General features: G+C 62.1%; 19 protein-coding genes. 15 read left to right on the top strand and 4 right to left on the bottom strand.

The genetic code is table 11. From position 1 onward, the window contains the following. Positions 1–14: 14 nt before the first annotated feature. Entirely contained in the window at positions 15–3,488 is a 3,474-nt protein-coding gene (mfd, locus tag SPISAL_RS04260; RefSeq protein WP_016353236.1) for a transcription-repair coupling factor, read from the bottom strand. A 98-nt stretch (positions 3,489–3,586) separates the two neighbouring features. Here mfd and sfsA point away from each other — a divergent pair, with 98 nt between their 5' ends. The 8 genes from sfsA (at position 3,587) to SPISAL_RS04220 (ending at position 12,688) form a co-directional block, all read left to right on the top strand. Further along, entirely contained in the window at positions 3,587–4,288 is a 702-nt protein-coding gene (gene sfsA, locus SPISAL_RS04255; RefSeq protein ID WP_016353235.1) for a DNA/RNA nuclease SfsA, read from the top strand. Then, the gene (locus tag SPISAL_RS04250) at positions 4,285–5,532 is read left to right on the top strand and encodes a lipoprotein-releasing ABC transporter permease subunit (RefSeq protein ID WP_016353234.1); all 1,248 of its coding nucleotides are present in this window, start codon (positions 4,285–4,287) and stop codon (positions 5,530–5,532) included. Before sfsA ends, SPISAL_RS04250 begins: the two co-directional genes overlap by 4 nt. Continuing rightward, on the top strand, positions 5,525–6,211 hold the full coding sequence (locus SPISAL_RS04245) for an ABC transporter ATP-binding protein (protein ID WP_016353233.1): 687 nt from the start codon (positions 5,525–5,527) through the stop codon (positions 6,209–6,211). The genes SPISAL_RS04250 and SPISAL_RS04245 overlap by 8 nt, the downstream gene beginning before the upstream one ends. A 51-nt stretch (positions 6,212–6,262) precedes the next feature. Next, complete coding sequence (locus tag SPISAL_RS04240) at positions 6,263–8,590, top strand: DNA internalization-related competence protein ComEC/Rec2 (RefSeq protein ID WP_016353232.1); 2,328 nt, start codon at positions 6,263–6,265, stop codon at positions 8,588–8,590. Positions 8,591–8,663: 73 nt separating this feature from the next. Further along, positions 8,664–10,448, top strand: a complete 1,785-nt coding sequence (gene msbA / locus SPISAL_RS04235; RefSeq protein ID WP_016353231.1) for a lipid A export permease/ATP-binding protein MsbA — start codon at positions 8,664–8,666, stop codon at positions 10,446–10,448. Beyond that, on the top strand, positions 10,438–11,448 hold the full coding sequence (lpxK, locus tag SPISAL_RS04230; RefSeq protein ID WP_016353230.1) for a tetraacyldisaccharide 4'-kinase: 1,011 nt from the start codon (positions 10,438–10,440) through the stop codon (positions 11,446–11,448). The genes msbA and lpxK overlap by 11 nt, the downstream gene beginning before the upstream one ends. Then, positions 11,445–12,206: a 3-deoxy-manno-octulosonate cytidylyltransferase gene (kdsB, locus tag SPISAL_RS04225; RefSeq protein ID WP_016353229.1), complete on the top strand. Its 762-nt coding sequence runs from the start codon at positions 11,445–11,447 to the stop codon at positions 12,204–12,206. Before lpxK ends, kdsB begins: the two co-directional genes overlap by 4 nt. A gap of 2 nt (positions 12,207–12,208) precedes the next feature. Then, positions 12,209–12,688 (top strand): low molecular weight protein-tyrosine-phosphatase, encoded by a 480-nt coding sequence (locus SPISAL_RS04220; protein WP_016353228.1) that lies wholly within the window; start codon positions 12,209–12,211, stop codon positions 12,686–12,688. On the opposite strand, the gene rne is transcribed toward SPISAL_RS04220, so the two are convergent. Continuing rightward, positions 12,685–15,249, bottom strand: a complete 2,565-nt coding sequence (rne, locus tag SPISAL_RS04215; protein WP_016353227.1) for a ribonuclease E — start codon at positions 15,247–15,249, stop codon at positions 12,685–12,687. The two genes, SPISAL_RS04220 and rne, sit on opposite strands and share 4 nt — an antisense overlap. 479 nt (positions 15,250–15,728) lie before the next feature. On the opposite strand from rne, the gene SPISAL_RS04210 reads away from it, so the two are divergent. Genes SPISAL_RS04210 through SPISAL_RS04200 form a run of 3 tightly spaced genes read left to right on the top strand, consistent with a single transcriptional unit; the run spans position 15,729 to position 20,023 of the window. After that, positions 15,729–16,481 carry an electron transfer flavoprotein subunit beta/FixA family protein gene (locus tag SPISAL_RS04210; RefSeq protein ID WP_016353226.1) on the top strand — a complete coding sequence of 251 codons (753 nt, stop codon included), beginning with the start codon at positions 15,729–15,731 and terminating at the stop codon, positions 16,479–16,481. Continuing rightward, positions 16,478–17,440: an electron transfer flavoprotein subunit alpha/FixB family protein gene (locus SPISAL_RS04205; protein WP_016353225.1), complete on the top strand. Its 963-nt coding sequence runs from the start codon at positions 16,478–16,480 to the stop codon at positions 17,438–17,440. Before SPISAL_RS04210 ends, SPISAL_RS04205 begins: the two co-directional genes overlap by 4 nt. Before the next feature lie 18 nt (positions 17,441–17,458). Beyond that, complete coding sequence (locus SPISAL_RS04200; protein WP_016353224.1) at positions 17,459–20,023, top strand: GcvT family protein; 2,565 nt, start codon at positions 17,459–17,461, stop codon at positions 20,021–20,023. Positions 20,024–20,026: 3 nt separating this feature from the next. Here SPISAL_RS04200 and SPISAL_RS04195 read toward each other — a convergent pair whose 3' ends face one another. Further along, positions 20,027–21,679, bottom strand: coding sequence for an electron transfer flavoprotein-ubiquinone oxidoreductase (locus tag SPISAL_RS04195; RefSeq protein WP_016353223.1), 1,653 nt, complete (start codon positions 21,677–21,679; stop codon positions 20,027–20,029). 178 nt (positions 21,680–21,857) lie between these two features. Here SPISAL_RS04195 and SPISAL_RS04190 point away from each other — a divergent pair, with 178 nt between their 5' ends. Continuing rightward, positions 21,858–22,790, top strand: a complete 933-nt coding sequence (locus SPISAL_RS04190) for an RluA family pseudouridine synthase (RefSeq protein WP_016353222.1) — start codon at positions 21,858–21,860, stop codon at positions 22,788–22,790. Then, a complete protein-coding gene (locus SPISAL_RS04185) occupies positions 22,780–23,724 on the top strand; it encodes a S49 family peptidase (RefSeq protein WP_016353221.1) in 945 nt (314 codons plus the stop codon). The genes SPISAL_RS04190 and SPISAL_RS04185 overlap by 11 nt, the downstream gene beginning before the upstream one ends. Before the next feature lie 25 nt (positions 23,725–23,749). Here the strand turns inward: SPISAL_RS04185 and SPISAL_RS04180 are convergent, their stop codons facing one another. After that, positions 23,750–24,328, bottom strand: coding sequence for a Maf family protein (locus SPISAL_RS04180; RefSeq protein WP_016353220.1), 579 nt, complete (start codon positions 24,326–24,328; stop codon positions 23,750–23,752). A 103-nt stretch (positions 24,329–24,431) separates the two neighbouring features. Here SPISAL_RS04180 and SPISAL_RS08665 point away from each other — a divergent pair, with 103 nt between their 5' ends. Both SPISAL_RS08665 and rpmF read left to right on the top strand, forming a co-directional pair. Then, complete coding sequence (locus tag SPISAL_RS08665) at positions 24,432–24,959, top strand: YceD family protein (RefSeq protein ID WP_051111888.1); 528 nt, start codon at positions 24,432–24,434, stop codon at positions 24,957–24,959. 33 nt (positions 24,960–24,992) lie between these two features. Then, complete coding sequence (rpmF, locus tag SPISAL_RS08815) at positions 24,993–25,172, top strand: 50S ribosomal protein L32 (RefSeq protein ID WP_016353218.1); 180 nt, start codon at positions 24,993–24,995, stop codon at positions 25,170–25,172. Positions 25,173–25,245 lie beyond the last annotated feature (73 nt).

Below are 25,245 nucleotides of genomic sequence, written 5' to 3'. Positions count from 1 at the left end.
TCCATGGGGGTGATTCAGGCGGCCTCGCGCAGTGCCATCGCCTGCAGCATCTGCTCAATAGCCTCAATACGCGCCTCAGGGGTTTCCGTTTCCAGGCGAAAGCGCAGCCGCTCCTGTCCTTCCAGACGATACACCGCTGGCTGTTCCTGAACCATCCGAACCAGTGCGCCGGCATCCACTTGAGGCGCGTCACTGAATTGCACCAGCCCGCCGCCGGGGCCCGCTTCGATCCGCTCGATTCCCATGGCCTGAGCACGTTGGCGTAACTGCGCAATAGCCATCAGGTTTTTGGCCGGCTCAGGGAGCAGGCCAAAGCGGTCGATCATCTCCACCTGCAGCTCACGTAGCCCATCCGCCCCCTTCGCACTGGCAATTCGCTTGTACATGACCAGCCGCGTATGAACATCCGGGAGATAGTCAGCGGGCAGTAGGGCGGGGATGTGGAGATCCACTTCGGTGGCCTGCTCCAGCGGTTGCGTGAGTGCGGGTTCCTGGCCGGCCTTAAGTGACTGCACAGCGCGGTCGAGGAGGTCGTTGTAGAGCGTGAAGCCCACCTCGTGGATCTGCCCGCTTTGTCCCTCGCCCAGCAGTTCGCCTGCACCCCGTATTTCCAGGTCATGACTGGCAAGAGCGAATCCGATACCCAGGTCTTCAAGCGAGGCGATGGCCTCGAGCCGTTTCGCCGCATCCGGGGTTTGGCTGCGACGGGGTGGTGCCAATAGGTAGGCATAGGCGCGGTGGTGTGAGCGTCCAACCCGGCCACGCAGCTGGTGAAGTTGGGCGAGGCCCAAATGGTCCGCGCGATTGATAATGATCGTATTGGCGGTTGGTACATCGATTCCGCTTTCGATAATCGTTGTGCAGACCAGGATGTTGTAGCGCTGGTGGTAGAAGTCGAGCATCACGCGCTCCAGCTCACGCTCTGGTATCTGGCCATGCGCCGTTCGAACGCGAGCTTCCGGTAACAGCTCCGCCAGAGCCTCGGCCGTTCGCTGGATGCTCTGAACATCGTTGTGCAGGAAGTACACCTGTCCACCGCGGTGAAGCTCTCGCAGGCACGCTTCGCGAATAAGCGCGTCGTTCCATTCATTCACGAAGGTCTTGACGGCCAAGCGCCGGGCGGGCGGTGTGGCGATGATCGACAGGTCACGCAATCCCGCGAGCGACATGTTCAGGGTACGTGGGATGGGCGTCGCCGTGAGGTTGAGCACGTCGACGTTCGCGCGCATCCGCTTAAGCGTCTCCTTCTGGCGCACACCGAAGCGGTGCTCCTCGTCGATGATGAGCAGGCCCAGTTCGCGGAATTGGACGGAGCGCTGCAGCAGCTTGTGCGTGCCGATGACAATATCGACCTTGCCGGCCTCGAGATCAGCGAGGGTACGCGCCTGCTCATTGGCAGACTGAAAGCGGGAGAGCTGCTCGATGCGCACTGGCCAGTCGGCAAAGCGGTCACTGAAATTCTGGTAATGCTGCTGGCAGAGCAGGGTAGTCGGAACCAGGACGGCCACCTGGCGACCCGATTGCACACCGGCAAACGCCGCCCGCATGGCCACCTCGGTCTTGCCAAAGCCGACATCACCACAAACCACGCGATCCATGGGGCGTGATCGCTTCAGGTCTTGCAGCACCGCATGAATGGCCACTTCCTGGTCGGGTGTCTCTTCGAATGGGAATTGCGCGGCAAAGCGCGCGTATTCGTCCTCTGGCACGCGGTGCGGCTCACCTTGCTGGGCCTCCCGGCGGGCGTAGATATCCAGGAGTTCAGCGGCCACGTCCCGTGCCTTCTCCGCCGCCCGGCGCCGAGCTTTTTCCCATTGGCCGCTGCCGAGGCGATGGAGCGGGGCCTCGTCGGTATCCGCGCCGGTGTAACGGCTGATGAGGTGGAGGCTGGAAACCGGCACATAGAGCTTGTCGTCACCCGCGTACTCAAGGGTGAGGAATTCTGTATCGACCTGATCGATGGTGAGCGTTTGCAGGCCGCGATAGCGTCCAACGCCATGCTGTTCATGGACCACGGGCGCGCCTGGGCGAAGATCCGTCAGATCCCGGATGATGGACTCCGGGTCTCGCTGCGGCGCGGACTTGCGGCGGCGCCGCTGCTCGGCCCGCTCGGGATAGAGTGCTGCTTCCGGAATCACCGCGATATCCGAGTCCGGCAAGCGAAAACCATGGTCCAGGGGCGCCACGGTCAAGCCCACGGACGGTCGCTCCGTCAGAAAGGTGGGCCAGTCCTCCATCGCACTGGGCCGCAGGTTATCGGCCTGCAGGCGCTCGCGAAGCGCCTCACGGCGCCCGGGTGTTTCTGCTGTGAGCAGGATGGCCCCCGGGTGTTCGCCAATAAATGTGACCAGGGCATCCAGGCCATCATGCTCAGCGCTTCCCCGGGCAAGATTGGGCAGGGGCCGGCTGGGGAGACTGCGGTCCCGCGCGCGGGCTGGCTCACGGCGGTGATCCGCCGCAATATCGACCAGGGGATGCGCGTTCAGGCCTTGGCGCACATGATCCGGATTGAGATAGAGCGTGTCCGGTGGCAGCAAGGGCCGCTCGCGGTCGTGACGGCGTTGCTCAAAGCGCTCACCAATCTGATGCCAATCCGTATCCATCTGGGCGTCGATATCACCGTGGCGGATCGCGAGTGTATCCGCCGGTAGATAATCGAAGAGGCTCGCTGTTTGCTCGAAAAATAACGGCAGGTAGGCCTCGATGCCGTTAGGGATATGGCCGTCACTGACCGATTGGTAGACCGCCGAGGCCATGGGGTCGCCCTCAAAGTGCGCCCGGAATTGATGGCGGAACCGGCTAATCGCTGCCTCATCGGTCGGAAACTCATGCGCAGGAAGCAGTTCGATGGACTCCAGGCGCTCGGCGCTGCGCTGCGTTTCCGGGTCAAAGCGTCGAATCGTGTCGATCTCGGTGTCGAAGAGATCAATGCGATACGGTGCCGTCGCCCCCATCGGAAAGAGATCGAGTATGGAACCGCGCACCGTGAATTCACCATGCTCCAGGACCTCTGAAACACACCGATAGCCCGCTTGCTCCAGTCCTCGACGCATGGCTTCGAGGTCGAGCGCTTCGCCAACCGCCAGCCGAGTCACTGTCGAGCGCAGAAACTCAGGGGGTGCAATCCGCTGCATCAGCGTTGCCACGGGCAGAATGAGAATACCGCGACGGCGGCGGCTTAGACGATGAAGTGCGCGCAGCCGCTCCGAGACGATGTCCTGATGGGGGGAGAAGACGTCGTAAGGGAGGACTTCCCAGTCGGGCATCAGCTCAATTTCTTCATCGGGCGCAAAAAAACGCAGCCCACGCCGCAGTTGTTGCGCCTCGGTGCTGCCAGCCGTGACCACGAGAAGGGGGCCGTCGTGGCGTCGGCTGGCTTCGGCGATGGCGAGCGCCGACGCATCACCAGGCAGGCCAAGCCAGTCTTGGCGCTCACCGGCGCGCTCCGGCAAAGCCGGCGCGAGCAACTCTGCATCAGTCGAAGTCATGACGTCATCGGGTAACGGAAAGGGCCGCAGAGTCTAACCAATGCCGTGATCTCGCGAAACTGGGTGAAGCCCGGGCCGTGGCTCGGTAGACTCCGCGCATGGATTACGACGCACCCCTGATTCCCGCCGTCCTTGAGCGCCGCTACAAGCGCTTTCTGGCGGATGTGCAACTACGCTCTGGTGAGACGCTGACGGCGCACTGCCCCAATACTGGCTCGATGCTGGGCTGCGCGGAGCCCGGCATGCCGGTTTGGCTGTCTCATAGTGATCGGGCAGGGCGGAAATATGCGCATACGTGGGAGCAAGTAGGCGTTGCAAACGGCATCCGTGTGGGGATTCATACGGGTCGGACCAATCGTTTGGTCGGCGAAGTGCTCGATTCCCCTGAATTGATGCCCGAGACCGCTGCGGGCGGCCCGGCTCGCGCCGAAGTAACGGTGCCGGGATTACCTATGCGCGCGGATTTTTATCAGGAAGGAGACGGCCGATTTATCGAGGTAAAGAACGTGACAGCGGCGGTGGATCAAGGGTTGGCTGTCTTCCCCGATGCACGGAGCAGCCGTGGCGTGCGTCACCTTGAGGTGCTCCAGGCCCTTGTGGAGGGTGGGACGCCTGCCATGCTGGTGTTCTGCGCTCAACGCGCGGATGTGCACACGGTGAGCCCAGCCGACGACATCGATCCGGCCTATGGGCAGGCCTTGCGCCGCGCCATGGCCGCTGGCGTGGACGTCATTGCGCTGGGAGCCGAGCCAACTGATGCGGGTATCGAGGTCACGCGCCGACTTAGGGTGGTGGCATGATCCAGCCTCTGCCACTTTTCATCGGCCTGCGCTACATGCGGGCGCGCCGGCGGAATCGCTTCGTTTCGTTTATTTCCGCCAGCTCGATGCTGGGGATCGCCGTTGGGGTCATGGCCCTGATCACGGTGCTCTCTGTGATGAATGGCTTCGAGAAAGAGCTGCGCGAGCGCATTCTCGGCATGGTCTCCCACGCCACAGTGCAGGATTACGAGGGCAGCCTGCAGGATTGGGCTGGTTTGATCCCCGAGCTGGAGGGCATGCCGGATGTGACGGGGGTGGCGCCTTTTGTCCGAGGCGAGGTCATGCTCACGCGTGGCAGTGCGGTGACCGGGGCCTTGTTGCGGGGGGTCGACCCTGAGCGGGAGGCAGCGGTTTCAGAGGTGGCTGACAACGTGGTGGCCGGGTCACTCGCCAATCTCGAAGCCGGCAGTTGGCAGATTGTCCTGGGCAGTCGGCTTGCCCAGGAACTTGGTGTCGGCCTGGGCGACCCGCTCAATCTGGTTACCCCGGAGGTGCGGGCATCAGCCGCCGGCATTCTGCCGCGCATGCGCCGGTTTGAGGTGGCGGGGATCTTTGATGTCGACATGGCTCAGTACGACGGATCGCTGGCGCTGATTCATTTGACCGATGCCCAGCGTCTGCTGCGCCTGGAGGAGGGCATTAGCGGCATCCGTCTGGAGTTCACGGACCTGATGATCGCCCCCGAACGGGTGCGGGGTATCGCGCGCTCCCTGCCGGGGGATTACCTGGTCAGTGACTGGACCATGCAGCACCGCAATTTCTTTCGAGCGGTGGCCATGGAGAAAACCGTGATGTTCATCATTCTGATGCTCATCGTCGGAGTTGCGGCCTTCAATATCGTCTCAACGCTGATTATGGCGGTTCAGGACAAGCAAGCAGATATCGCTATTCTTCGCACACTCGGCGCTCGGCCGGCGACGGTCATGGCGGTCTTCGTGATTCAGGGCTCTCTCCTGGGTCTGCTCGGCACATTGGTCGGGACGGGGGCGGGGATCGGCCTGGCCTTGAATGTCGAGACCATCGTCCCGGCCATCGAACAATGGCTTGGGCTGGAGTTTATCTCCGGCGATGTTTACTGGATTAGCGAGCTCCCTTCCGATCTGCGATGGCCTGATGTCTGGCGTATCACGGGTTCGGCCGTGGTGTTGAGCCTATTGGCTACGCTCTACCCCGCCTGGCGGGCGGCGCGGACTGCACCGGCGGAGGCATTGCGCTATGAGTGATGCGCAGCCGGTCATTGCCTGCCAGGGCGTGCGCAAGGGCTTCAACGAGGCCGGTCTGGCCGTGAATGTTCTGCAGGATCTCGATTTTCGGGTGGCGCAGGGTGAGCAGGTCGCCATTCTCGGGCGCTCCGGATCGGGTAAGAGCACGCTCCTGCAGTTGCTTGGCGGCCTGGAAGACCCCGACGCGGGCACGATTGAGGTGGATGGCGTAGCGCTGAATGGGCTTGGCGCGGTGGGGCGGGGTCGCCTGCGTAACCGGGCGCTGGGGTTTGTTTACCAGTTTCACCATCTCCTCGGCGAATTCTCCGCCATGGAAAACGTCGCGATGCCGCTGCTCATTCGCGGATTGAGGGCCAGCGAGGCCCAGTCGCAAGCGGAGGCTATGCTGGACCAGGTTGGTCTTAGCGCGCGCTGGGCTCACAAGCCGGCCGAGCTATCGGGCGGTGAACGCCAACGGGTGGCGATTGCCCGAGCGCTCGTCACGACACCGCGCTGTCTGCTGGCCGACGAGCCCACGGGCAATCTCGACGGGCAAACCGCGGAGTCCATCCTTGCGCTGTTTCAGTCATTGAACCGGGCCAACGGCACGAGCGTGGTGCTGGTAACGCACGATCTCGATGTCGCCGGGCGGATGGATCGACGGTTGAATCTCTCCGACGGGGTGCTCCAGCCGCTCTGATACCGCCTGCTAGCCTTTCAAAGGTGAAGCGGGCGACTGAGGGAATCAGCGTTGGGTGACTATGGGCTAGGCGGGCGTCTGCTCGCCTTTTTACTCGGGTTACTCGTCGCGGTCTGGCTCCCAGCCCATCTCGGCCCGTGGGTCCTGACCCTTGTTCTGCCCCTTCCCACCCTGGCGTTGAGTGCATCACGGTCGCTCCCAGGCTGGTTGGCGGCCGGCGTGCTCACCGCGCTTGTCTGGCAGGCCTGGGCGTTGTCATTACGCCCCGCCTTGGAGCTGAGTAGTCCAGTGGCTGTCACCGGTCAGGTCGTGGACCTCCCGGACAATCATGAAGACCGCCAGCAGTTCCTGTTCGCCGTAGAGGCCATCGAGAATTGGCGTGGGCCGCTGCCAAGGCGCATCCAGGTGTCGATCTATGATCAACGCCCGCGCGTTCAGGCCGGTGAGCGATGGCGGCTATGGGTTCGTTTGCGACGCCCACGGGGCTACATGAACCCCGTTCGTTTTGATTATGAACGCTGGCTGGCAGCAGATGGGATTGATGCCCGGGGGACGCTGAGCCGGCCGGACGAGGCAGAAAGCAAGACACCCGCGAGCGGCTTACCCGCCTGGCGCGCCCGCTTGAGCGATCACATCGGCTCCTTGGCAGGGTCAGGACAGGGCAGTGCGCTGCTGCAGGGGTTGATGGTGGGTGACCGTCGAGGGTTTAGCGAACAGACATGGGAGATTCTGCGGGCGACAGGCACAAGCCATCTCATGGCGATCTCCGGGCTGCACATTGGGCTGGTTGGTGGGCTTGGGGTCATGTTGGGGCAATGGCTCTGGGCACTCGCCCGGATACCGGGTGCGCGGCACTGGAGCGGGCTGGTCCTCGGGGGCATTGCCGCCACAGGCTATGCGGCACTTGCAGGCTTTGCGCTGCCGACCCAGCGCGCGCTTATCATGTTCGCCGTGGTCGCATCCGCAGCGGCCGTCGCGCGCCGTCTTCTCCCTGGCCGTGCATTGCTGCTGGCGGCCATGCTGATTCTTACGCTCGACCCCGCCGCTGGGTTATCGCCAGGCTTCTGGCTGTCGTTCAGTGCGGTGGCATTGATCATTCTGGTCGCCCGGGGTCGCCGGCCGGGCGGTCCAGGCGCGCTGCTGCGTATCCAGGCATTACTGACATTGGGCCTTGCGCCCGTGTCGGCGCTGTTTTTCGGCACCTGGAGCCCGCAGGGCTTGATCGCCAATTTGCTGGTGATTCCTGTTTTCTCGTTTTTTATCGTACCGGCGGCGCTTGGCGCGACCCTGTTGGACCTAATGACTCCGGGCATCTCAGCTTGGGGGCTTGGTGCGCTTGCCCGACTGCTGGAGGCACTGCTGATAGCGGGGGAGTGGCTGGATGGGGTTGGCCCAGGCCTTTTATCGCTGGGCGTTGGCGAGGCTGTTGGCTCGATGGGCGCTCTGCTCGCTGTTGGGCTCATGCTGCTTCCCCGCGGGCTGCCCTTACGCTGGCTTGCGGTACCGCTGTGTTTCCCTATCGCGCTCGCGGCACCCTTACGCCCGGATCATGGCGAAGCTTGGATCGATTGGCTCGAGGTTGGACAAGGGAACGCCGCGGTTCTCCAGACCCGCGCCGGCGTAACGGTCATTGATACCGGGCCTGCCTGGTTCTCGGGCGGAAACGCGGCGACATTCACGCTGAAGCCGTTTCTTGAGGAGCGTGGCATCCGTCGGCTCGATCGGTTGGTGGTCACGCATGCGGATCGTGACCACCGAGGCGGGGTCGAGACACTGCGCGAGGCCTTTTCCATTGACCAAGTCATGACGGGTGAGCCGATAAGTGCTTTACCGGGTGCTCGCCAGTGTGTTTCCGGTCAAAGATGGTCGGCTGACGGCGTCAATTTCGCTATTCTGGCGCCGGAGCCTGGCCGGATCGGCACCGGCAATGAGGCATCGTGTGTGGTGCTCGTTGAAACCCGGGGTGGCCGAGTGCTCTTTACCGGCGACACAGAGGGCCAGGCGGAACACGCGCTTGCCAGGCGCCTGCAACAGCCGGTAGACGTTATGGAAGCCCCGCATCACGGTAGCCGACACAGCACGACCTCAGCTCTTCTGGAGGCCGCAAAACCAGACCAGGTGGTGGTGGCTGCAGGCTACCGCAATCCGTATCGGATGCCGGATGCCGGGCTGATTCAGCGCCTTCGTTGCCGAGGACTTGCGATTCATGACCTGGGCCTTCGTGGTGCGCTCCATGTAAAGCTGACGGCTACCGGGGTGGAGATTGGCCCTGGCGCACGCGTCCGCCACGGTCGATGGCTGAACGAGTCGCATCGAGTCGGTCGCTTTCAGGGCGGTAAGCAAATCCATTATCATTCCCGATTACCGTGCGCGCGCTGATCAGCGCCAGCGGACTGTGGAAATCGCCCACCAACCTGGCGGCAGGATATGGGGAAACCATAAGGAATATGCCATGAACGTGGCCCGCGAGGGTGCTCCCCAAGTCGAAGGCTGGGCAATTTATCAGCGTCTGCTGGGTTATGTGCTCGAGCACTGGAAGGTTGCCCTCATCGCGGTGCTCGGCATGGTTATTACCGGTGCGACTGAGGCGGGTTTCGCCTGGCTGATCAAACCGATGCTCGACTCGGGCTTTGTCGAGCGGGACATGGCGATTTTGCGTCTTATCCCCGTTGGCATCCTCAGCATTTTCATTATCCGTGGCGTGAGTAGTTTCGCTGCGCAGTACGGCACAGCCTGGATTAGTCGTCGGGTTATCGCGCGCTTGCGGGAACAGGTATTTGATCGCTTTTTAACGCTGCCGCGACGCTATTTCGACGAAGCCTCCTCCGGGATGCTCCTCTCGCGGCTCACCTACAATGTCGAGCAGGTGGCACAGGCTGGAACGAACGCCGTTGTCATCATTATTCGCGACTGTGCAACTGTGATCTTCTTGCTTGGCTACATGGCCTGGCTCAGCTGGTCGCTGACCCTTACTTTCACGCTGCTTGGGCCGGTGGTGATCGGTGTCGTCTGGTATGTCAGCAAGCGCTTCCGGCGTCTGAGTCATACCATTCAACGCTCGGTCGGCAATATTGCCTATGTGGCGGAGGAGGCCATTGAGGGCAGTGATGAGGTCCGCATTTTTGGCGCCCAGCAGATCGAACGAGACCGCTTTGCCAAGGCAAACGTGCGCAACACCCGGCAGTTCATGAAGTTCGCAGCAACCCAGGCGCTCAGTACCCCGGTCGTACAGTTTTGTGCGGCGCTGGCATTATCGGTCGTCGTCTGGTTGGCCACGCTCCAGGGCAGCATGACCACAGTGACCGTTGGGACGTTCGTTTCTTTCGTGACGGCCATGCTTTTGCTGCTGCAGCCCCTAAAGCGATTGACTAAAGTTCACGCGGAAATTCAACGAGGTATAGCAGCCGGAGAAAGTATTTTCGAGATCATCGATGAGCCGCCGGAGCGAGACCTTGGACGGTATGACCCGGGACGTGTCGACGGGCGCCTCGAACTAGACGCAGTAGGCTTTCATTATGGCGATCGCTCCCAGCCTGTCCTGCAGGGGATCAATCAGACCATTGAGGCCGGTGAGACGGTCGCTATCGTCGGGCGATCCGGGAGTGGTAAGAGCACGCTGGTGAGTCTATTGCCGCGATTTTACGAGCTAACAGAAGGGGAAATTCGCCTGGATGGCGTGTCCCTCTCTGATTATCGGCTGTCTGCACTGCGCCGTCAGATTTCGCTGGTCGGCCAGCAGGTGGTTTTGTTTAACGCCAGCGTTGCCGAAAATATTGCTTACGGCCAAGACCCAATCCCTGATCGACCGGAAATTATTGCAGCGGCCGAGGCAGCCAATGCCCGCGGTTTTATCGAAGCGCTACCGGATGGGTTCGACACCCAGATCGGGGAGAATGGCGTGCTGCTCTCAGGCGGGCAGCGTCAGCGGCTTGCGATTGCCCGCGCGCTCCTGAAGGACGCTCCCTTGCTGATTCTCGACGAGGCGACCTCAGCGCTTGACTCCGAATCCGAGCGGCACATTCAAGGGGCACTCGAGCGCCTCATGCAGGGGCGCACCACGCTGGTTATCGCTCACCGGCTCTCAACCATTGAGCGCGCTGATCGTATTTTGGTTCTTGACGGAGGGCGCGTGGTCGAAAGTGGGCACCACACCGGGCTGATCCAGCATGGTGGTGCCTACGCCGCTCTCCATCAGCTGCAGTTTGGACTGGGCGACGGCGCAGCCCATGATCGGTAAACGAACGCCGGCCTTCTGGGAAGCGGGCGGGCTCATCAGCACGGCGCTTCAACCGCTTGCCTACGGATTTCGCGGCCTCGCTGCTTTACGTCGACTCGGCTATGGCTATGGCTTGTTGCCGGTGCGATGGCTCTCGGTGCCCGTTGTGGTGGTGGGTAATGTAACCGTGGGTGGCGCAGGCAAGACCCCACTGGTGATCTGGCTCGTCGAGCGGGCCCGGGCCCTGGGTTATCAACCAGGCGTTATTTTACGCGGCTATGGTGGACAACTCGCGGGGCCGATGGCGGTCTCGGGAACAACTCACCCCGCAGCGGTTGGCGATGAGGCGGTGCTCATCGCGCAACGCACCGGCGCGCCAGTGACGATCGCCCGGGATCGTCCAGCTGCTGGCCAGGCCCTGCTCGAACGCGAAGCGGTGGATCTGATCATTAGTGATGATGGACTGCAGCACTACGCGCTGGGTCGGCATGCTGAGGTTCTGGTGATTGATGCTGCGCGCGGGTTGGGCAATCGTCGGTGTTTGCCGGCCGGGCCGCTCAGGGAGCCGCCAATGCGTTTGATGCGTGTGGACGCGGTAATTGGCAACGGGGGAGAGGTTGATCATGGCGAGGGACATTTCGTGCTGACTCCCCTCGCGTTGGCGCCGGTCGGTATCGCAAAACCGCAGAGGTCGCCGCCAGGGGCAGGCGCGCAGGTGCACGGTATCGCCGGTATTGGTGACCCTGTGCGGTTTTTCGCCAGTCTGGAAGCGCTGGGCTACGAGGTTGAGCAACACGCGTTTGGCGATCATCACCGCTACCGTTCTTCTGACATCACGTTTGATGACGAGAAACCGGTTATCATGACGGAAAAGGATGCGGTGAAATGCCGTGAACTCGCGTCGGAGGATGTCTGGTATCTCCCCGTGCAGGCTGCCCTCAGCCCTGATGGTGTTCGTGCGCTTGACCGGGTGATTGAGCAGGCCGCAGCGCGCCATGCGCATGGGAAGAAGAGTCAATGACTTCATTCACCGTCATTATTCCCGCGCGCTACGGCGCAACACGGCTACCGGGCAAACCGCTGCTGCCGCTGGCCGGCCGGCCGGTTATCGCGCACGTCTGGCAGCGGGCGATCGACAGCGGGGCAGACCGGGTAATTGTGGCAACGGATGACTCGCGGATTGCCGATGCGGTGAAGCCGCTTGGGGGGGAAGTCTGTTTGACCCGGAGTGATCACCCGAGCGGGACCGATCGCCTGGCGGAAGTGGTTGCGCGTGAGGGCATGGATGCGGACACGATCGTCGTCAATCTCCAGGGGGACGAGCCGCTGATGCCCTCTGCGCTGCTCGCTCAAGTGGCTAACGCTCTCGCAACGGAGCCACGCGCCGCGATGGCAACGCTCTGTGCGCCGATCACCGATACGGATGATTTGCATGACCCGCACACTGTCAAGGTCTTGAGTGATCACCTGGGCCGGGCCCTGTATTTCAGCCGGGCGCCGATTCCCTGGGATCGTGAAGGTAATACCGGCTTGCAGTTAGCAGCGGCGCGTCGGCACCTCGGCATTTACGCCTATCGCAGCGGGTTTTTGGCACGCCATGCCGGTATACCCGCAAGTCCGCTGGAGCAACTTGAACAACTGGAACAACTGCGCGCCCTCGAGGCAGGGGAGTGGATCCAGGTGGTGGATGCCATCACCACGCCAGGTCCAGGTATTGATACGGCCGCCGACCTCCTGGCCGCGGAAAGACAACTCAACCATTCGTCGTCAGAAGGTTAGTCATGCCAGCCGTCTTGTTTGTCTGTATGGGCAATATTTGTCGCTCGCCGACCGCAGAGGGCGTCTTTCGTGAGCGGGTTAGAGCATCAGGGCTTGGTGAAGCGATTCATACCGATTCTGCGGGCACCCACGATTACCATATCGGCAAGCGCCCAGATCCGCGTTCGCACACCGAAGCCCAAACGCGTGGCGTTGATATCAGTGATCTGCGCGCCAGGCAGGTGGACAGCCACGACTTTGAATTCTTCGACTATCTGCTTGCGATGGATGAGGCGAATTACGATTGGCTGATCGCAGAGGCACCCTCGGCGCTGCGTGCGCGAATCCATCCGTTCCTGCGCTTCGCCCCGGATGTACCCGAGCGCTGGGTTCCAGACCCGTACTTTGGCGGAGACGCCGGATTCCGCCACGTCTTTGACTTGGTCGAGGCGGCATCCGATGGTCTCCTGGCTGAACTCTGCCAGCGCTATTCGCTCGTTTAGCTATCCTCAGAGGGGATACGGGGCCGACCCGACCAACGCCGGGGGTCATCCGCCGATGCCTCTTTCGGTTTCGGTTTCGCCTTCGGCTTCGGCTTAGGCTTTGCTCTTGCTTTTGGCGCGGCCTTTGCTTTTGACGCATCCGCCTCTGGCGCATCGGCCTCCGGCTCGGTGCTTTTGGCCTCGTTAGTTGACGGCGCTGCCTCTGGTGTGGCGGGTTGATCAGCCGCTTCGCTCTTCTTGCGCGTCGTGCTCGAACGACTGCGACGGCGCGGTTTCGGTTTATCCTCGCTGCTGACCGGTGTCTCTTCGGCGGCCTCCGGTTTCTCCGCGGCCTGGGGAGCCGGTTCTGCGGCGGTCTCTGCGGCAGCCTCTACTTTGGCATCCGCGTCGGATTGCGTGGCCTCAGAGGCCTCAGTCGTATCTGGTGCCTGCCCGTTGGCGCCACCGCGACGCCGACGACGGCCACCCCGGCGCCCACGGCGGCTACGCCCCGTACCGGTTGAACTGCTACTGCCTGTGCCACTGCCATCCGCGGTCTCCGGCGCCTCGGCTTCGGTCTCTGGCTGCGCTGGCGTCACCTCCTGCGCGGTCTCCTCACTCCCGTTAGGGCGACTGCGTCGCGTGCTGCCGCTGCGGCTGCTGTTGCTGCGAGACCCACTGCTCGTTCCCGCACTGCTACTGCTGCTACGACGACGACGGCCTCCTCCACTGCTACGCCCACTGCTGTTGCTCTGACGTTCAGTGCTCGCGTCCTTGCTCTTGTCCGTTGCTGATGCGCTACCGGCCTCAGGCTCTGTTTCGGCATCCGCATGCTCGCCGCTACCAACAACAATGCGCTTGAGCCAACCCAGGAGGCCAGGGGCTTGCGCCGATTCCGTCGTCGCACTCGGACTGGACTGCGCAGCCGTTTTTACTGGCTCCGAGATGTTTGTTGTGGGCTCGGCCGCCTTTCGGCTGGGCGCAGGCGTTGCGGGGCTTACCCCTTTCACCAGCGGCTCCTCGGCTTTCGGGCGCTCTGCAGTGAGCAGCTCCTCAGCCTTGCTCGGGGCAACATCCTCACCGGCCATGCGGTAACTGGTGTCCGCCGGCTCTTCCTCGTCCGTGCGCAGTCTCTGTAGCTCGTAATGTGGCGTTTCGAGACGACGATTCGGGATCAGAATGACTTCGATGCCATTCCGTGCTTCCAGCGCACCGAGAATGGTGCGCTTTTCGTTGAGCAGGAAGGTCGCAACGTCCACGGGCAGCTGGGCGAGCACTTTGCCGGTTTTGTCCTTCATCGCCTCTTCTTCGATGATCCGCAGGACGGACAGGGCGAGCGACTCGACGCTACGCACCGTGCCCTGGCCGCTGCATCGGCTGCAGACCTCCAAAGAAGACTCACCCAGAGAGGAGCGCAAGCGCTGACGGGACATTTCCAGCAGGCCAAAGCGTGAGATTCGCCCCACCTGTACCCGGGCCCGATCCTGCTTGACGGCGTCGCGCAGGCGATTCTCCACATCGCGCTGATTGCGATTTGGGCCCATATCGATGAAGTCAATCACGATCAGCCCACCCAAATCGCGCAGCCGTAGCTGTCGGGCGATCTCCTCAGCGGCTTCGACGTTGGTTTTCAGTGCGGTTTCTTCGATGTCCGCGCCCTTGGTGGCGCGAGCCGAGTTGATATCGATGGAGATGAGCGCCTCGGTGTGATCGATGACGATCAGTCCACCGCTTGGCAGGCGAACTTCTCGCTGAAAGGCCGACTCAATCTGGCTTTCGATCTGGTAGCGGCTAAACAGCGGAACCCGGTCGTCGTAGAACTTGAGCTTTTGCAGGTTATGCGGCATGACCTGCTGAACGAATTCCCGGGCACGCTCGTAAACCTCACGGTCATCAATCAGGATCTCGCCGATATCGGCGCGCAGGTAATCGCGCAGCGCCCGGATGATGACGTTGCTTTCCTGATAGATCAGGAACGGTGCAGCCTGTGTTTCTCCGGCTTTTTTGACCGCGCTCCAGAGATTGAGCAGGTAGTCGAGGTCCCACTGTAGCTCTTCGGCATTGCGACCAACGCCGGCAGTGCGCACGATCAAGCCCATTCCTTCAGGCACTTCGATCTCTTTCAGGGCGTCGCGAATCTCGCTGCGATCATCGCCTTCGATGCGCCGGGAGACGCCACCAGCACGGGGGTTATTGGGCATCAATACCAGATAGCGCCCGGCCAGACTGATAAAGGTGGTCAGTGCCGCACCCTTATTGCCGCGCTCTTCCTTTTCCACCTGAACGACGACTTCCTGGCCTTCTTTGATCACATCAGCGATCGAGACCTTGGCGGGGTCAGTGTCGTCACTGCCAGAGAAATACTCGCGGCTGATTTCTTTGAACGGCAGAAAGCCGTGGCGCTCGGCACCATATTGCACAAAGGCGGCCTCGAGGCTCGGCTCGACGCGCGTGATGCGGCCTTTGTAGATGTTGCTTTTTTTACGCTCTCTAGCGGGGGTCTCGATGTCGAGGTCGTAGAGAATCTGGCCATCGACCAGGGCCACACGCAGCTCTTCGGGCTGGGTGGCGTTGACTAGCATTCTTTTCATGCCGAATTGTTCTCCGGCGACTGCCCCAAGCCCCCGCCAGCGAGATCAGCGCGCCGGCGCACCGCCGCCACAGGGCGACGAGCGTCAACGGCACGCACACGCCGACGGGCGGCGTGGCGAGGCAGCTGATTCGCAGGGCTAAGAGACCCGACATGGGGATTCCACTTGCGGGCGCCAGGGCAGGCGCGTTGTAAATTTAAATCGTTTTTTCATTACCGAGGCGGCTACTCGCCGACTCTTCAAAGCATTCGTCCTCGCTCGCCGAGGGGCGCTCTGGTCGCCTCAACATCTCGGCTGAGCCCCGAGAGGGTAGCAATTTCCGTCGATTGCGTCCAAAGCCCTGTCATGTCGCGAAAATTCCGCGATCGACCCATGCCGCTAAGGTGCAAAACGCGGTCGCAGTCAGACCAGTCGAGTCGTTGGGGCCGCCGTTACGCTCGGAGCATGAACACTCGACCCCAGGGGGCTCCATGAAAGTGCTCGTCGGCGTGAAACGGGTGGTTGATGCGTACGTAAAAATCCGTGTGCGCAGCGATGGATCCGGCGTAGATACCGCCAACACCAAAATGGCCATGAATCCTTTTGATGAAGTGGCTGTCGAGGCCGCCGTCCGGCTGAAAGAAGCGGCTGTCGCGGATGAGGTTCTGGTGGTCAGTATTGGACCTGAAAGCGCCCAGGAGCAGTTGCGCACGGCAATTGCCATGGGCGCCGACCGGGCGATGTTGGCCACCGCTGAAGCGAGTATCGAGCCGCTGGCCGTTGCGCAGACGCTCGCGGCCATCTGTGAGCGCGAAAAACCCGATCTGGTGCTGCTCGGTAAGCAGGCCATTGACGATGACTGCAATCAGACCGGGCAGATGCTCGCTGCGCTGCGAGGCTGCGCCCAGGCAACAGCAGCCTCGGCGCTGAACATCACGGCAGACGCCATTGAGGTGACACGCGAGATAGACGGTGGGCTTGAGGAGCTGGCCCTGACTCGCCCGGCGGTGGTGACCGTCGATTTGCGACTCCATGACCCCCGCTATCCGAAGCTGCCCGCCATCATGAAGGCCAAGAAGCAGCCCATCGAGTCCATCGAGCTCTCGGAATTGGGCGTCGATGCCCGCCAACGCCTGACGGTCCTGGAAGTGACCGAGCCACCTGCTCGCGCTCCCGGGACAAGGGTGGCGAGCGTCAGCGAACTCCTTGAGAAGCTCAAGGCCCCCCTTGGAGGTGCAGCATGACGATTTTAGTCCTTGCGGAGACCGATCAGAACGGGCTGACCTCAGGCACGCGCTCAACGCTCGCCTGCGCCCGGGAAATCGGTGGTGAGATCGATGTGCTGATCTGCGGCTCAGACTGTGAGGCTGTCGCAGCCGAGGCTGCGGATGTTCCCGGTATTCGTCGCGTTTACGTGGCTGATGCCCCGCATCTGGCAACTGTCATTGCCGAGAACGTTGCCCCCGTTGTCGAGGGACTTGTCGGGGGTTATTCCCACGTCCTCGCGGCGGCGAGCAGTCAGGGCAAAGGCATCCTCCCACGCGTGGCTGCTCGCCTTGGCGTTCAACCGATCTCGGAGATTTCTGCCGTGATCGACCCGCAGACGTTCATCCGGCCGATTTACGCGGGGAATGCGATGGCCACCGTGCGCTCCAGTGAGCCGACTCAGGTCATTACGGTGCGCACGACCTCATTCGAGCCGGTGATGGAAACCGGCGGCAGTGCCACCGTGGAGGCCATTAATGCCGGGCCAGACAGCGGGCTGGTGCGCTTTATCGCTGCGAAGCTCACCGGTGGCGAAGGCCCCGATCTGACAACGGCCAAAGTCGTGGTCTCAGGCGGCCGGGGCGTGGGTTCGGCCGAGAATTTCCAGCTGGTTGAGCGGGTAGCAGCACGCCTGGGCGCCGCCGTCGGCGCGAGTCGGGCGGCTGTGGACGCCGGTTATATCCCGAATGACCACCAGGTTGGCCAGAGCGGCAAGATCGTCGCGCCCGATGTCTACATCGCGGTGGGCATTTCAGGAGCCATCCAGCACTGGGCAGGCATGAAGGACGCCAAGGTCATCGCAGCAATCAACAACGACCCGGAGGCCCCCATCTTTCAGATGGCGGACTACGGGCTCGTCGCCGATCTCATGGAGGCCCTCGGCGAGATTGACGAGGCCCTGAGTCAGAACAACGTCGCGATTCCCGACAGTGCCTGAGGGCGAAGGAGCAGGATCATGAGCGATTTTCCCGCCAATGCGGATGTGGTCATTGTCGGACTCGGCGGCATCGTTGGGGCGTCGACGGTGCACCATCTGATCGAGCGCGGGTGGACGCGGATCGTGGGCATCGACAAGAGCGCGATCCCCACCGACATCGGGTCGACTTCTCATGCCTCGGATTTTTGCTATGCGACCTCGCATGACCCGATGACCTGTTATACGACGATGTACAGCATTAACTTCTTTGCCGCCCGCGACCGCTATGACAGGGTTGGCGGCCTCGAGGTCGCCCGTGTGGGCGATGACGAACGCATGGAAGAGCTAAAGCGCAAGGTGACATCAGGCCGGGCCTTCGGTACCCGTGCGCACATGATCGACGCGGCGGAGGCGAAGCGGCGGTTTCCGCTGCTTGAGGAAGACGTCATCCAGGGCGCGTTATGGGATCCGGACGCGGGTCTTGTCAAACCGCGCTCGCAGGTCTTTAGCGGTGAACTGGTCGATGAGGCCGTGGCTACAGGCCACTTGAGTGCCTGGCCGAACACGGCATGTACCGGGCTGATCATCGAGGATGGGCGTATTCGTGGCGTGGAGACGCCGCGGGGCCGGGTCGAGGCGGATTATGTCGTGGTGTGTGCCGGGCTGTGGGGGCGACTGATCGCCAATATGGCCGGCGAAGACCTGCCGATCATGCCCCTGGATCATCCGCTCACCTTTTTTGGTCCCTATGAGGCGTTCGCGGGCACGGGCAAGGACATCGGCTACCCGCTGCTGCGGGATCAGGGCAACTCCGCCTATCTGCGGGACACGGGGGATCCGAAAACCCCCGAGGGTGGACAGATCGAGTGGGGCTACTACGAAGAGAAGGCGCCGCGGCTCGTCCATCCCCGGGATATTCTTGAAAAGGATCAGGCCCGGCTGTCGCCCTCTCAGCGTGATCTCGAGATGGAGCAGATCATCGAGCCGCTGGAGAAGGCCATGGAGCTCACACCAATCCTGGGTGAGCTGGGTTATGACGAGAAGCGCTCGTTCAATGGCCTGCTGCAGGTCACCACGGATGGGGGGCCGTCCATCGGCGAGTCAACGGCAGTTCGCGGGCTTTGGTACGCCGAGTCAGTCTGGGTGAAAGATGGCCCTGGCACGGGCAAAGTGCTGGCCGATTGGATGACCGACGGGATCACCGAGCTGGATCATCACGGGATTGATATCGCCCGCTACCAGCCCTTCCAGCGAGAGGCTGACTACATCGAGGCGCGCTGCTACGAGACCGCCTTCAAGGTTTACAACCCACCGGTACACGACCGCGAGCCCTACACCGCGGCCCGGGATGCTCGGCGTAGCCCATTCTGGGCGCGTGAGCAGGCGCTCGGCGCCCATTTCATGGAAGGGGGCGGCTGGGAGCGGGCGCATGGCTATGAGAGCAATGCGCATTTGCTTGACCAGTACGCCGAACGCGTCCCTGTGCGGGAAAATGAATGGGATAACCGGCATTTCTGGCGGGTATCCAATGCCGAGCAGCTCAAGCTCTCCGACGATGTCGGCATGATCAATCTCTCGCATTTTTTCATTATTGACGTTGCCGGACCGGACGCCGAGGCGCTGCTGGAATACGCAAGCGTGGCCAAAGTCGGGGGCGATACCCCGGTCGGCAAAGGGATCTACACCCATTTCCTCGATGCCAAAGGCGGTGTGCGTGCCGATCTAACCATTCTTCGGCTTGCGGCCGATCGCTATCGGATCATCGACGGCGGCGATACCGGCCATCGCGATCTGATATGGCTGCAACGCATGGTCGATGACCACGGGTTCGACGTCCGCCTGACTGATCAGACTGAGGATTTCGGTTGCCTCGGTGTCTGGGGCCCCAACGCACGGCGGGTGTTAAAGCCCCTCGCGGCCGAGCCGGATGCGCTGGATGCCGATCAGTTTCCCTTCGCGCATTTTCGCGAAATCACCCTTGCCGGCGTGACGGTGCTGGCATTTCGGATTTCCTACGTTGGCGAGCAGGGTTGGGAGTTGCACTTCAACTACGACGATGGGCTCGCACTCTGGGACGCCCTGGCCGAGGCCAATGTTACGCCAGTGGGGATTGAGACTTACGCTAACAGCCGGCGGCTGGAAAAGAGCCTGCGGCTGCAGAACGCCGATCTGCGCACGGAATACAACCTGATTGAGGCTGGGCTCACCCGGCCGAAAGTTAAGCCTGCGGATTTTCATGGCAAATCGGCCTACCTCGAGCAGCGCAACCAGGCCAGTCAACCGGCGTATCTGTGCACTTTGGGTATGGTCGATAACCGTGACCAGCGGGGCGTGGCGCGTTATCCGCTGGGCCATCTGCCGGTGGTGGACCCGGGCAACGGTGAGGTGCTGGTGGATGCGAAAGGACGCCGCTCGTTCACCACGAGCATCGCCTACGGCCCCACCGTGGGTCGGAATCTCATGATGGCCTACCTGCCGGCTGATTACTGCGAGGCGGGGCGTGAACTCGCGATCGAGTACTTTAACGAGTCGTACCCGGTTCGCGTGGAATCAGTGGGTTATCAGCCGATTTATGATCCGGACAACGAGCGGCCCCGTTCCTGATCCCTACATATTGGGATAGGCGGGCCCGCCGCCACCTTCGGGTGTGACCCAGGTGATGTTGTTGAGCGGGTCCTTGATGTCGCAAGTCTTGCAGTGGATGCAGTTCTGGGCATTGATCTGGAGCTGAGGCGAACCGGCATCGTCAGTAACGATCTCGTAGACACCGGCGGGGCAGTAGCGCTGCGCCGGTTCATCGTAAACCGCGAGATTGTGCTCCACCGGAATCGCCGTATCGGCGAGCTGGAGGTGGCAGGGCTGATCAGCCTCGTGCTGGGTGTTGGTCAGATGCACGCTGCTATTGCGATCAAAGCTGATCACGCCGTCTGGTTTTGGATAGTCGATTGTCGGCATGCTGTTCGCAGGACGCAGGCAATCCCGATCGCTGTGGCGGTGATGCAACGTCCATGGTAAACGCCCTCTGAAGATCTTCAGGTCCAGCCCGGCGTAGAGCGAGCCCAGCCGCATTCCCCAACGCGCCACGGCCGGGCGCAGGTTGCGACCCGCGTGGAGTTCATCGTGCACCCACGACTGACGCAGCCGATCGGGGTAGTCGGCGAGGGGCGTACCCACCGGTGTGGCGGCGGCGAGATCATCCGCAACCGCCTCAGCCGCCAGCATGCCGCTTTTCATGGCGGTGTGATTACCCTTGATCTTCGGTACATTAAGAAATCCCGCGCTACACCCAATCAATGCGCCACCCGGAAAGACCAATTCCGGGATGGACTGCAGCCCACCCTCATTGAGGGCCCGGGCGCCGTAACTGATGCGTCGGCCGCCCTCAAGCAGCGGCCGGATGGCTGGGTGTGTCTTGAAGCGCTGAAACTCCATAAACGGGTCGAGGTGCGGGTTTTCGTAATCCAGGCCAACGACATAGCCGATATAGACCTGGTTGTCCGCGCTTAGGTGATAGATGAATGACCCTCCCCAGGTGGCATCGTCGACGGGCCAGCCGGCGGTGTGGACCACGCGACCGGGGTGATGCTGTTTTGGATCAACCTCCCACAGCTCTTTGAATCCAATGCCATAGGTTTGAGGATCCGCATGCGCTCGTAAACCAAATTGCGCCTGGAGCTGTTCGCTCAAGTGCCCGCGACAGCCTTCGGCAAACAGCGTGTGTCGCGCATGGAGCTCGATACCCGGCTCATGCCCGGGCTTGGGTTCACCACGGCGATCCACACCCATATCACCGGTGGCAACCCCATATACCTGCCCCTGGTCATCGAAGAGCACCTCGGCAGCCGCAAAGCCAGGATAGATCTCCACGCCCAGGGCTTCGGCCTGCGTGGCCAACCACCGGCAGACGTTACCCATCGAGACGATGTGATTACCGTGATTACGTAACTGCGGGGGAAGGAGGGCGAGGGGCATCTTCAGGCCCCGCTGCTCTGTGAGGTAGAGGAACTGCTCCTCGGCCACGGGCGTGTCGAGTGGGGCACCACGCTCGGCCCAGTCTGGCAGCAGCTCATCCAGCGCCCGGGGCTCGAGTACCGCGCCAGAGAGGATATGTGCGCCAACTTCAGCGCCTTTTTCCAGGATGCACACACGGATGTCCTCGCCGGATTCCGCGGCGAGCTGGCGCAGGCGGATGCCGGCGGATAACCCGGCGGGGCCAGCTCCGACAATGACCACATCGTATTCCATGGCCTCGCGCGACATGGTTGACCCCTTGTTGTTCATGGTTCAGTGCAATGGAATGACAACCCGCTCGGGGACTATTGCATCAGCGCGACGCCGCATTTTCTCCCGACGACACGACTCCACTCCCGACGGCTGCGATGCCTGGGTGAGCGGAATATGGCACGCTTGCAATGCGATTGACCCGAGGGAGTTCTGTTTGTCTGGCGTTACCATCGAAACCGTCCCCGAGGCGCTGGCCGGTCAGCGCATTGATAATTTCCTGCTGCGTCACCTCAAAGGCGTGCCGCGCACCCGCGTCTATCGGCTGCTGCGCAAGGGCGAAGTCCGGGTTAATGGCGGGCGCATACGACCAACCTACCGATTGGCCGCGGGCGATGCAGTCCGTATACCGCCGGTCCGCCAGGCTGGTCGCGCACCCACGGAGGCCTCCGGGCGGATCCTGGCCCGTCTCGAATCCGCCATTCTGCATGAGGACAGCCGCGTGCTGGTTCTAGATAAGCCCTCGGGGCTGGCGGTCCATGGTGGCTCGGGCATCGCTTACGGAGTAATTGAAGCACTCCGCCAGCTCCGCCCCGATGCGCCTTTCCTGGACCTTGCACACCGCCTCGACCGAGATACCAGCGGCTGTCTGGCCATTGCCAAACGCCGCTCGGCGCTGCGGACCTTGCATACCGCTTTTCGCGAGGGCGAGGTTGATAAACGCTATCTGGCCCTGCTTCGCGGGTATGTTGCATCGCCCAGTGTGCGGGTCGAGGCCCCGCTCAAGGCGTTTGCTGGTCGGGGTGGGGAACGCATTATGCGGGTAGCGGCGGATGGGCAATTCGCGCGAACCGATTTCACGGTATTGGAGTCGTACCAGGGGTGGACACTGGTTAGGGCGCAGCTGCACACCGGGCGGATGCATCAGATCCGTGCGCATGCGGCGCATCTTGGCCATCCCGTTGCGATGGACGCGCGTTACGGCGACGCAGAGGCGGATCGCGAACTGCGCGCCCTCGGGCTGAAGCGGCTGTTTCTACATGCGGAGTCATTACGATTCGATCTGCCGCCGGAAGGACAAATTGCGGTCGACGCACCGCTTCCTGATGCGCTGTCGGACTGCCAAAGGAGATTGATTGATGCAGGATGAAGAGACCTGGGCAAGAGACAGCCTCCGGGATGTTGCGCTGGAGGGGATACGTGAGCGGCGTCGTGCGCGGCGTTGGGGAATATTCTTCAAGCTGGCGGTGCTCGCCTATCTCTTCGCTTTGTTGTTTTTCTCGGCGCGCCCGCTGTTAGGCTTGGGTGCGGATGCCAGCGCCGGCCCCCACACGGCGGTTGTTGAAATCGAGGGCCCGATTATGGCGGATAGCCGCGCCAGTGCTGAGCGTGTGATTGCTGGGCTTGAGCGGGCTTTCGAAGCGCCACAGGCACAAGGCGTCATGCTTAAAATAAACAGCCCCGGCGGCTCTCCGGTGGAATCGAGCCGCATCTATCAGGCGATTCAGGCGCTACGTGAGGCGCACCCCGATATGCCGGTGCATGCGGTGGCCGGAGACGCGATGGCCTCCGGCGCGTATTACATTGCCGCGGCAGCCGATGAAATCCATGTCGATGGCGCCTCGATCGTGGGGTCAATCGGCGTCATTAGCCGAGGATTCGGATTCAGTGAGGCCATTGATCGGCTTGGTATTGAGCGTCGGGTCTATGCGGCCGGTGATGAGAAAGCGGGCATGGACCCGTTTACTGAACCTGATCCGGACGAAGAGGCGCGCATGCAGGACATGCTGGACGGGATTCACGAACAGTTTATTGATGCCGTGCGCGCGGGTCGGGGCGAGCGCCTCGACACAAAAGACGAGACGCTGTTCTCCGGGCGTATTTGGACCGGCGAGCAGGGCATTGCGCTCGGACTGGCTGATGGGCTGGGGACACCGCGCACCGTGGCCGCTGAGGTGATCGGCGCGGAGCAGCGCATCGAATATGCGCCGCCTCGGCCATTTCTGGATCGAGCACTTGAGCGCGTCGGCGGGGCTGCGGCTCGTGTCTGGCTTGAAATGCAACATCCGGCATTGACCCATTAATCGGCCTGCCGTGAGCGGATGCAGATCAGGGCAGAACGACACCCACTTGGGACAGCAACCGAACGAGTGCAATCATTGGCAGCCCAATCAATGCGTTAGGGTCATCACCTTCGATACGCTCGAACAGAGCAATACCAAGCCCCTCAGCCCGGAAAGCCCCGGCGCAATCCAGTGGTTGTTCGGCCTGGACATAGCGTCGGATCGCCTCGTGGCCGAGCCGTCGAAACTGTACATGGGTGGGGACCTGGGCAACCCCCATACGGCCCGTGGATGGATCGCGGACAGCCACGGCGGTCCAGAGGGTGACGCGTTGACCCGAGGCGTTTGCAAGCTGAGCGATGGCCGCATCTTCCGTCAGGGGTTTGCCGAGGATCTGCCCCTGACACTCGCTGCACTGATCTGACCCGATGATGATTGCCTCGGGTTCATGAGCCGCGACGGCCTCCGACTTTTCTCGAGCGAGTCGACAGACATAGTCCTCTGGAGATTCGCCAGGCAGCACCGCCTCATCCAGGTCTGCCGGACGCTGGGTAAATTCAAGCCCGAGCCGTGCGAGTAGCTGTGCGCGGTACGGCGAGCCAGAAGCGAGGACAAGGGGCGCCATGGGCGGTCTCCAACATTGGAATGAACCGCTATTCTGTCCGCAACGCGTGATCGCCGGCAATGCTTTTGACAGACCTCGGAGCCGCGCCTATCATCCGCGGGTTATGCAAGCCGACGCGTTGCCCGAGTGGATTGATTTGCAACGCCTTGGTCCAGGTGTTCGGACTTGGCAGGGCGAGGTGGCGCCAGCGGCATTAGACCGGCTCGCGGCGGCCAGCCTGAGCGTCTCACCGGCGCAGGCGAATGTCCGAATCGATACGACGGCTGGGCAAGCTGTTGTGAGCGGTTCGGCCACTTGCCCCGTTGAAGTGCGCTGTGAGCGTTGCCTGGAGGCAATGGCCTGGCCAATTGAGACGACATTCGAAGTCGTGGCGGTCGATCGACTGACTGAACAGGACGATGCCGCCGAGACGGCGGCTGAGGTTGAAGCGCCGAAAGGTCGATTGGCGTTGCATCGGATCATCGAGGACGAGTTGATCCTCGGGCTCCCTGCGGTTCCGCGGCACGATGATACGAACTGTGACGGGGGACAGCGACATTTTGGCCCGGATGGCGAGCCGATGCCGAAACATCGGTCGGGATTCGAAGCGCTCGCCGTGTTGAAGGGCGGACGCAGCGACGAAGAACACTGAAGTACATCGAACAGCAAACGAGCAGGACAGGACATGGCCGTACAGAAATCACGCAAGACCCCTTCCCGCCGTGGGATGCGCCGCAGCCACGACGCTTTGAAGGGCCCAGCGCTCTCGACAGACACCACGACAGGGGAGACCCATCGCCGTCACCACATCTCGGCTGACGGTTATTACCGTGGCCGCAAAGTGACCGAGGGCGACGAAGAATAGCCATCTGGCCATTCGACCCGCGGGCCGCGCCGGCATCTGCCGCCGCGGCCATTGTTTATGGGTTAGGGTAAAC

Origin of the sequence: Spiribacter salinus M19-40 (assembly GCF_000319575.2) — a bacterium.
Classification (GTDB): domain Bacteria; phylum Pseudomonadota; class Gammaproteobacteria; order Nitrococcales; family Nitrococcaceae; genus Spiribacter; species Spiribacter salinus.
The sequence above is the reverse complement of the archived record's forward strand: the minus strand, read 5'-3'. Positions and strand labels throughout refer to the sequence as shown.

What these genes read in the sequence shown, in the direction of transcription:
- SPISAL_RS08665 (WP_051111888.1), top strand. Translation starts at nt 24,432, where the DNA reads ATGCAAGCCGACGCGTTGCCCGAGTGGATTGATTTGCAACGCCTTGGT.
- sfsA (WP_016353235.1), top strand. Translation starts at nt 3,587, where the DNA reads ATGGATTACGACGCACCCCTGATTCCCGCCGTCCTTGAGCGCCGCTAC.
- SPISAL_RS04185 (WP_016353221.1), top strand. Translation starts at nt 22,780, where the DNA reads ATGCAGGATGAAGAGACCTGGGCAAGAGACAGCCTCCGGGATGTTGCG.
- SPISAL_RS04195 (WP_016353223.1), bottom strand. Translation starts at nt 21,679, where the DNA reads ATGTCGCGCGAGGCCATGGAATACGATGTGGTCATTGTCGGAGCTGGC.
- SPISAL_RS04220 (WP_016353228.1), top strand. Translation starts at nt 12,209, where the DNA reads ATGCCAGCCGTCTTGTTTGTCTGTATGGGCAATATTTGTCGCTCGCCG.
- SPISAL_RS04205 (WP_016353225.1), top strand. Translation starts at nt 16,478, where the DNA reads ATGACGATTTTAGTCCTTGCGGAGACCGATCAGAACGGGCTGACCTCA.
- msbA (WP_016353231.1), top strand. Translation starts at nt 8,664, where the DNA reads ATGAACGTGGCCCGCGAGGGTGCTCCCCAAGTCGAAGGCTGGGCAATT.
- SPISAL_RS04245 (WP_016353233.1), top strand. Translation starts at nt 5,525, where the DNA reads ATGAGTGATGCGCAGCCGGTCATTGCCTGCCAGGGCGTGCGCAAGGGC.
- mfd (WP_016353236.1), bottom strand. Translation starts at nt 3,488, where the DNA reads ATGACTTCGACTGATGCAGAGTTGCTCGCGCCGGCTTTGCCGGAGCGC.
- rpmF (WP_016353218.1), top strand. Translation starts at nt 24,993, where the DNA reads ATGGCCGTACAGAAATCACGCAAGACCCCTTCCCGCCGTGGGATGCGC.
- rne (WP_016353227.1), bottom strand. Translation starts at nt 15,249, where the DNA reads ATGCTAGTCAACGCCACCCAGCCCGAAGAGCTGCGTGTGGCCCTGGTC.
- SPISAL_RS04250 (WP_016353234.1), top strand. Translation starts at nt 4,285, where the DNA reads ATGATCCAGCCTCTGCCACTTTTCATCGGCCTGCGCTACATGCGGGCG.
- kdsB (WP_016353229.1), top strand. Translation starts at nt 11,445, where the DNA reads ATGACTTCATTCACCGTCATTATTCCCGCGCGCTACGGCGCAACACGG.
- lpxK (WP_016353230.1), top strand. Translation starts at nt 10,438, where the DNA reads ATGATCGGTAAACGAACGCCGGCCTTCTGGGAAGCGGGCGGGCTCATC.
- SPISAL_RS04210 (WP_016353226.1), top strand. Translation starts at nt 15,729, where the DNA reads ATGAAAGTGCTCGTCGGCGTGAAACGGGTGGTTGATGCGTACGTAAAA.
- SPISAL_RS04180 (WP_016353220.1), bottom strand. Translation starts at nt 24,328, where the DNA reads ATGGCGCCCCTTGTCCTCGCTTCTGGCTCGCCGTACCGCGCACAGCTA.
- SPISAL_RS04200 (WP_016353224.1), top strand. Translation starts at nt 17,459, where the DNA reads ATGAGCGATTTTCCCGCCAATGCGGATGTGGTCATTGTCGGACTCGGC.